Source organism: Planctomycetota bacterium (genome assembly GCA_016872555.1).
Taxonomy (GTDB): Bacteria; Planctomycetota; Planctomycetia; order Pirellulales; family UBA1268; genus F1-20-MAGs016.
This window is the reverse complement of the sequence record VGZO01000046.1, coordinates 21,953-30,052: the sequence shown is the minus strand read 5'-3', so window position 1 is coordinate 30,052 and position 8,100 is coordinate 21,953. Positions and strand designations below refer to the sequence as shown.

At 69.6% G+C, this 8,100-nt stretch carries 5 protein-coding genes; 2 read left to right on the top strand and 3 right to left on the bottom strand.

The annotated features are described in order from the left end of the window. Window positions 1-614, bottom strand: a 614-nt coding sequence (locus tag FJ309_13840; GenBank protein ID MBM3955673.1) for a hypothetical protein, incomplete at its 3' end; no start/stop codon positions are given. Window positions 615-733: 119 nt separating this feature from the next. After that, window positions 734-3,406: a glucosidase gene (locus tag FJ309_13835; protein ID MBM3955672.1), complete on the bottom strand. Its 2,673-nt coding sequence runs from the start codon at window positions 3,404-3,406 to the stop codon at window positions 734-736. 131 nt (window positions 3,407-3,537) lie between these two features. On the opposite strand from FJ309_13835, the gene FJ309_13830 reads away from it, so the two are divergent. Both FJ309_13830 and FJ309_13825 read left to right on the top strand, forming a co-directional pair. Beyond that, window positions 3,538-5,526 (top strand): heme-binding protein, encoded by a 1,989-nt coding sequence (locus FJ309_13830; protein MBM3955671.1) that lies wholly within the window; start codon window positions 3,538-3,540, stop codon window positions 5,524-5,526. 91 nt (window positions 5,527-5,617) lie between these two features. Further along, entirely contained in the window at window positions 5,618-6,808 is a 1,191-nt protein-coding gene (locus FJ309_13825) for an ATP-binding protein (GenBank protein MBM3955670.1), read from the top strand. 11 nt (window positions 6,809-6,819) lie between these two features. On the opposite strand, the gene pncB is transcribed toward FJ309_13825, so the two are convergent. Beyond that, the gene (gene pncB / locus FJ309_13820) at window positions 6,820-8,094 is read right to left on the bottom strand and encodes a nicotinate phosphoribosyltransferase (GenBank protein ID MBM3955669.1); all 1,275 of its coding nucleotides are present in this window, start codon (window positions 8,092-8,094) and stop codon (window positions 6,820-6,822) included. Between the last annotated feature and the right edge of the window lie 6 nt (window positions 8,095-8,100).

Here is an 8,100-nt window from a genome sequence, read left to right as displayed (position 1 = left end):
CACTTCTGGTGAGCCGGCACTCCGGCGCCCCCCATGCCACGCAGATCGGCGGTCTTGAGCTCGTCGATCAGCGTCTGGCCGTTGCCGCCCGCGATGAGCTCGACCAGCCGCCGCACGGCGGCATAGGGGGCGCCGGCTGCCTCCGGCGCCGCGTAGGGGTCGATACGCCACGGCAGATTGGCATGAGGACGATACGCGCTGTCGGCGTCGGCGGTCGGGGCCCGACCGCGCAGGGCGTCTGTGGCGATGGCCGCCAGGTGCTCGGCCGAGCGCGCCGCGAGGAATTCGTCGTTGACCAGCGCCGCCACCGGGCGATCACAGCGCCCCAGGCACGAGGCGTAGCGCACCTGGACGCGGCCGGCGGAGATGTCGGCGGCGAGATGCCCCTCGAGATCCGCCTTGAGCCGGCCGCAGCCGGCCATGTGGCAGGCCATGTCGTGGCAGACCGCGACCACGACATCGGGGGGCGGACGGAGGTGGAAATGGGGAAAGAAGCTCGCCACCTCCTGGAGGCGGTAGAGCGGCGTGCCGGTGCGGGCGGCGAGTTTGCGGAGCTCCTCCTCGGGGAGCCAGCGGTGCCGATGCTGGATAGCGTGGAGCTCTTGAACGATCATCGCGTCCCACACCCGTCGCGTCTGCGTCCTCCGAACCCGGCCCGACCGGCATGAGCGTACGTCGGCAGCCGTGATCCCGCAAAAGCAACGGCAGCAGCAGCCGCCCGACCCGCGGCGCGCTACCGCCACTCGGCGATCAGATTGGCCACCAGCGCCGTCCAGCCGGTCTGGTGGCTGGCGCCGAGGCCGGCGCCCGTGTCGCCGTGGAAGTACTCGAAGAACAGCAGTTCGTCACGCCACGCCGGGTCGTCGTTCCACCGTGGGTCCGAGCCCCATACCGGGCGCCGGCCGCGACCGTCGGCGAGGAAGATCGCCGCCAGGCGCCGGGCGATGTCGCGGGCCAGATGCCGGAACGGGACCTGCTCGGCCGTGCCCGGCAGGGGCACGGTGAACCCGTCGCCGTAGGCCGAGCCGAGCTTGCGGAGCGATTCGACGAGGAGAAACGCGGTCGGGAACCAGACCGGTCCGCGCCAGTTGCTGTTGCCCCCCTTGAGTTTGGTCTCCGATTCGGCGGGCTCGTAGGCGACTCGGCGGCCGTCGAATTCGAACGGCGCCGCGGCATGGCGGCGGGAGAGCGAGCGGATGCCGAACGGCGCGAGGAACTCCCCCGGATCGGCCAGCGTTCCGACCATCCGCGCCAACTGCCGGTCGTCGACGATCGTGAGCACGTGGGTCGTCGTGCCGTCGGCGGCCGGCACCTGGTGGATCACGTCGGCGACCAGCTCCCGGCGGTTGGCGAGGAACCATTCGAGGTTCCAGCGAAACTCGCGGAACGGCTCGATCCAGCCCGCCTCGAGGCGCTCGACGGCGAACAGCGGGATCAGGCCGACCATCGAGCGCACGCGGAACTTCGTCGTCCGTCCGTCGGGCGTCGTGAACAGGTCGTAGAAGAAGCCGTCCTCCTCGTCGAACAGCGACACGCCGCGCGGCCCCATCCGCTTCATCGCGCTGGCGATGTAGACGTAGTGCTGGAGGAATTTCGAGGCCAGCCCCTCGTAGGCCGGATTGTCGCCGGCCAGCTCGAGGGCGATCCGCATCATGTTGAGGCAGAACAGCCCCATCCACCCGGTGGCGTCGGATTGCTCGAGCGTCGAGCCTTCGTTGCAACGCTCGCTACGGTCGAAGACGCTGATGTTGTCGAGGCCGAGGAACCCCCCCTCGAAGACGTTGTTGCCCTCGCGGTCGACCTTGTTGACCCAGCTGGTGAACACGAGCAGCAGCTTGTGGAAGCAACGCTCGAGCCAGGCCCGGTCGGCGCGACCGTGGCCGCGTTTTTCCATGTTGTAGACCCGCCACACCGCCCAGGCGTGGACCGGGGGATTGAGATCGGAGAACTCCCATTCGTAGGCGGGGAGTTGGCCGCTGGGATGCTGGAACTGCTCGAACAAGAGCAGCCACAGCTGGTCCTTGGCGAAGCGCGGATCGACCAGCGCGAAGGGAATGCACTGGAAGGCGAGGTCCCAGGCCGCGAACCAGGGATACTCCCACTTGTCGGGCATGCTCATCACCCGCAGGGAGTTGAGGTGCCGCCAGTGCTGGTTGCGGATCCGCCGCCGGCTCTCCGGCGGCGGGTGGGCGGGGTCGTCGCCGTCGAGCCATTTGGCGACGTCGAAGATGTAGCTCTGCTTGGTCCACAGCAGGCCGGCCAGGGCGCGGCGCTGGACGTGGCGCTCGTCGGCCGAGGCGTCGGCCGGCGGGAGGGAGGCGTAGAAGGCATCGGCCTCGCGTCGACGTGCCGCCAGCGTGCCCTCGACATGGTCGACAAGGGCCGCGCCGCCGCTGACGCGCTGCCCCGGCTCGCGGTCGGTGAACACCAGGTGGACCGCGACGGTGCCCCCGGCGGGCACGATCCGCGGGGCGTGGAAGCAGGCTTTCGTGCCCCGGCCAGCCGGATTGACCGCCGCGCCGTCGCCGCCGCAGACGAAGCGATGGAAGGCATCCTTGGTGAACGGCGAGCGGCTCGAGTGGCTCGCGCCGTAGACCGCCGGGCCGTTGGTCTCGTTGTCGGTGAACAGGAGCCGATCGTCGGCGGAGGCGGCGAGCACGAGCCAGCGCCGGCCGAGCCGGGCCGTGGCGGGGATCCGCGGATCGAGGTCGCAGGGGCCGTCGTCGGCGACCAGGGCGAGCGTTCCTGCCGGACTGCGGTCGGCGCGGATCACCGGTTGCGGATGATCAACGCCGTCCCAGGCCCACGTGTTGCGGAACCAGAGCGTGGGGAGCAGGTGGAGCGGCGCGGGTCCGGGACCGCGGTTGACGGCGGTGATCCGCAGGACGAGTTCCTCGGGGTCGGCCTTGGCGTATTCGACGTCGATGTCGAACCAGCGGCTATCGGCGAACACGCCGGTGTCGAGCAGCTCGTACTCCGGCCCCTGGCCGGCGCGGCGCCGGTTCTCGGCGACGAGGTCGTCGTAGGGAAAGGCCCGCTGCGGGTAGCGGTAGCGGAGGTGCATGAAGGAGTGGCTCGGCACGTTGTCGACGTGGAACCAGTACTCCTTGGCATCCTCGCCATGGTTGCCGTCCAGCGGCGTGAGCCCGAACAGTCGCTCCTTGAGATGCGTATCGGCTCCGTTCCAGAAGGCGGGGGCGAGGCAGAGGAGTTGGAACCGATCGGAGATTCCGGCGATGCCGTCCTCCCCCCACCGGTAGGCCTTGGACCGCGACGCCTCATAGGTGAAGTAGCGCCACGCGTCGCCGTCGGGGGAGTAGTCCTCGCGCACCGTCCCCCAGGCGCGATCCGAGAGATACGGTCCCCAACGCCGCCAGCCGGTCGAGTCGTCGCCGATTGCTTGCACCCGGTCGAGCTCGGGATTGGACTGGGCTGTCGTGGGCGTGGTCATGGAGGTCCCCCCGGTTCCGATCGCAGCGACGATGATACTTGGGGGGGTTGGGCGGTCGAGGTAAAGCCGGCCGCTCGGCTCGTCCGATGGCAACGGTAGGTCACGAACGAGGTGCAGGCGTGCTGAAAGTGTCCGCTTGGCTGACGGGGGAGAGGGGACCGGCCCAGGGCCGTCACCGCGCGCGCCGGACCACCGGCCCGGGTGCGACGGGGGCGGGAGTCGCCGTCGAGGCGCTCGAGCCGCGCGCCATGATGGCGGCGGCGCAGCTTTCCACGAGCGAAGTCGCCGCGCTGCTCGATCGGGCGAGCGCCGCCACGCCGAGCACCGACGCGATCATCGCGATCGTCGACCGCAGTGGCCGGATCCTCGGCGTGCGCACCGAGAACCAGGTCGATGCCGCGATCACCGATCCGGCGACGCGCGCCTTCGCGATCGACGGCGCCGTCGCCAAGGCGCGCACCGGCGCGTTTTTCTCGAATGGCCAGGCGATCCTCACGTCGCGCACCGTCAGCCACATCAGCCAGAGCACGATCACGCAGCGCGAGATGCAGGCCAATCCCAACGCCGCCGACGAGACGTTCAAAGGGCCGGGCTGGGTGGCGCCGGTGGGGATCGGCGGCGAGTTTCCCCCGGGGATCCTCCGCACGCCGCTGGTCGATCTGTTCGCCATCGAGCACACCAACCGGACGAGCATCGTCGTCGACGGCAAGGTGATCACCAACCGCGCCAGCTACGGGCAGCAGTCGGGCACGCTTCCCGGTTCGATCGGCCGCGGCATCGCCACGCTGCCGGGCGGAGTGGCGATCTATCGGGCCGGGACCGACGAAGTGATCGGCGGAATCGGTGTCTTCTTTCCCGGCCGCGATGGCACGGCCTCGGTCGAGCAGGGATTCCGGCCGGTGGCTTCGCAGACGCGTGCCGACCGGCTCAACGCCCCGAAGGCCCTCGAGGCCGAGGCTATCGCGCTGGAAACGCTCCTTCCGGTCTCGATTCCCGGCACCGTCACGCCGCTGACCGCTCCGCTCACCGTCACCCTCGCGCCGTCCCTGATCCTGAATCGGGCCGGCGGCCTCGGTGCCCCGGTGCCGATGTCGGTGCCGCAGGCCCAGAATCTCGTCAACCGCGTCAACACTGCGGCGCGGATCAATCTCGGCGGCATCGCCCTGCAGAGCTTCGGGCCCCAGGCCGGACCGTCGGGGGTGCAGGCGATTTTTTCGCTCATCGCCGCGCAGGGTAACGGGCCGATCAACGGCCTCAATCGGCAGGTGTTCGTCGGTGGGCAGACGCTTCTCGACGGCAAGCCTCAGGCCGACGGTTGGCTCGTCGCCCCCAGAGCCGGTTCCCTCCTCTCGGCTGCCGACGTGAAGCGGATCGTCGACCAGGGGGTCGCAGAGGCGGTGAAGACCCGGGCCCAGATCCGTGTCCAACCGACGTTCACGAAGATGGTCCTCGGCGTCGCCGACACCAATGGCGACGTCCTCGGCCTGTTTCGGATGCCCGACGCGACGGTGTTCTCGATCGACGTCGCCGTGGCCAAGTCGCGGAACACCGTCTACTACGCCTCGGCGAACCTCCAGCCGCAGGACCAGGTCGCCGGAGTGCCGCTCGGCACGGCGTTTACCAACCGCACGTTCCGCTACCTCGCCGTTCCGAAGTATCCCTCCGGCAACGCCACCGGCGCCCCGGCGCCGTTCTCGATCCTCAACGAGCCGGGGATCGATCCGGCCACCGGGCTCAACGTCGGCGCGCCGCGCCCGGCATCGAGCTTCACGACCGTGCTCGGCTTCGACTCGTTCAATCCCGGCCGCAACTTCTCCTGCCCGTTCACGGTGATGCCGAAGGCCAACCAAAACGGCGTGGTGTTCTTCCCCGGCTCTTCCGCCGCCTACGTCGGCAGCACGCTCGCCGGTGGCTTCGGCGTCTCGGGCGACGGCGTCGACCAGGACGACGTCGTCACCTACTACGGCATCGCCGGGTACGCGGCGCCAGAGCCGATCCAGGCCTGGCAGTACTTTGTCCGCGGCATCCGGCTGCCGTACATGAAGTTCTCGCGGAACCCCGGCGGCGGGTCCTGAATCCACGGCGACGCCCGCAGAAGCGTGTTTGCGTTTGGAATTACCAAACGCTAACCTGTTTTCATTCGGGTCCGGAGCCAGGGGTCGAGAAATGCCGCCACGACGGTCAGCCGCACCGCCGCCGGACGCGGTCGAGAGGCCGGCGTGGCGGGAACGGATCGAGGAAGAGTGGCGGCAGCGGCGCGTGGTCTGGCTCGCCGGCCCGCGCCGCCTTGGCAAGACGACGCTCGTCCGCTCGCTTCCCGGCGTCATCTATCACGACTGCGATCTGCCGTCGGTGCGCCGCGACGCCGAGGACGCGGAGGGTTTTCTCCGTCGCCATGCCGGGCAGCGGCTCGTTCTCGACGAGATCCACCGCCTCGCCGATCCGTCGACACTGCTCAAGATCGCCGCCGATCATCATCCCGACGTGCACGTGCTCGCCACCGGTTCGTCGATGCTTGGCGCCAGCGCCCGCTTCCGCGACACGCTTGCGGGCCGGAAACGCACGGTTCGCCTCCTGCCCGTGCTGCACCGCGAATTGGCAGCGTTCGATGTCGTCCAAACGGAGCGTCGTCTGGTCCGTGGCGGACTCCCTGAGCAGCTCATCGCCCGGCAGCTCCCGGTGAAGGACTACGCGGAGTGGCTGGAAGCGTTCTGGGCCCGCGACATCCTCGAGTTGTTCGCGATCGGGAAACGATACTCGTTCCTCCGGTTCCTCGAGTTGCTGTGGGCACAAAGTGGCGGGTTGTGCGAATTGACCAAGTTCACCGCGCCGTGCGAGGCGAGCCGGCAGACGCTGGCCAACTACCTCGATGTCTTCGCCGCCACCGGGGTGATTCACGTCCTGCGCCCGTTCGCCTCGCATCCGACCCGGGAGATCGTCGCGATGCCGAAGGTTTACGCGTTCGATACCGGATTCGTATGCCATGCCCGCGGTATTGACAGCCTCCGTCCCGAGGACAAGGGGGGGCTGTTCGAGCACCTCGTTCTCGACGAGTTGCTGTTCGAGGCGGGTGACGAAGGCATCCATTTCTGGCGCGACAAGCAGAAACACGAGGTCGATTTCGTGTGGACGCCGCGTGGTCGTGCGCCCGTGGCGATCGAGTGCAAGTGGCGGGCGGCGGGGTTCGACCCGACGGCAATGGAGTCGTTCGCCACGCTCCATCCGCAGGCGGCGTTGTGGCTCGTCGCCGAGGATTGTCGCACGTGGGCGATCCGTCACCATCGTCGGCTCGACGTGGTCGAATGCGGCGTGGCTCACCTACCGGAATTGATGGCCCGCCACGTCCGTCGCCGCTGAGCAGGGCCCGCTCACACGACCACCGGCCGGTCGGGTTGGTCGCCGACGGCGAACACGCGATGATAACGGGCGATTTCCGCGGCCGGCCCGAGGGCTTTGCCGGGATTGTCGGAGAGCTTCACGGTCGGCCGGCCATCGGCCGCCACCGCCTTGCAGACCAGGCTGAACGGGGCGAGGCCGTCGCCGGGGGCGAGGCCGCGGAAATCGTTGGTCAACAGCGTGCCCCAGCCGAAGCCGGCCCGCACCTGGCCAGCGTAGCGGGCGTGGAGGGTCTCGATCTCGTCGACGTCGAGGCCGTCCGAGAAGATCACGCGCTTCCCGGCCGGGTCTTCGCCGCGCTGCCGCCACCAGCCGATGGCGAGGTCGGCGATCGCCGCCGGATCGCCGGAGTCGATGCGGATGCCGCTCCACCGTGTGACCCAGTCCGGGGCGCGGGCGAGAAACCCGGCCGTGCCGAACGTGTCGGGGAGCATCACGCGCAGTGCCGCGCCGTAGGTCGCTTCCCAGTCGGCGAGGACGCGATACGGGCTCGCGGCGAGGTCGGTGTCGCCGTCGGCCAGCGCCGCGTAGACCATCGGCAGCTCGTGGGCGCTGGTCCCGATCGGCACAAGGCCATGGCGGACGGCGAGCAGGACGTTCGACGTGCCGGTAAACGCCGCGCCGAGCACGTCGCGGGCCTGCAGCACCGCCAGCTCCTGCCAGGCGAGCGAGTGACGGCGGCGCGTGCCGAAATCGGACAGCGCGAGCCCGGGCAGCTGCGCCAGGCGCGCGAGCTTGCCGACGAGCCGCGCACGCGCCGACCGCCGCGCCTCGGCGACCACCGCCGCCGGCAGGCGCGCCTCGACCGCCCGGCTGCGAAGCTCCATCAGCACCGCCAGTGCCGGCACCTCCCAGAGCATCACGGCCGGCCAGGGGCCGGTGAACGTGAGCACGAACTGCCCGTCGTGGATGGCGAGTTGGTAGGGCGGGAGACGGAGCTGCCGCAGCGCCGTAAGGAACTCGGCGGAGAATAGCGCCTGGCCCGGGCCCGACTCCAGTGCACCCAACGCGGCGACCTCGTCGGCCGTGAACCCCAGGGCCCGCGTCCGGTCGAGCTGGTCGCGGAGGTCGGCCTCGGCGATCCGCTCGGCCAGTCGTTCCGAGCGGCTGCGGTTGACCAGTTCGAACGTCACCTCGACGTCGGGATGGTGGCGGTGGACCACCTGACACATGAGGAACTTGTAGAAGTCGGTGTCGAGGAGCGACCCGACGATGGGTGCACCGCCGGGCGACGAGGCATCTTGCATCCCGGT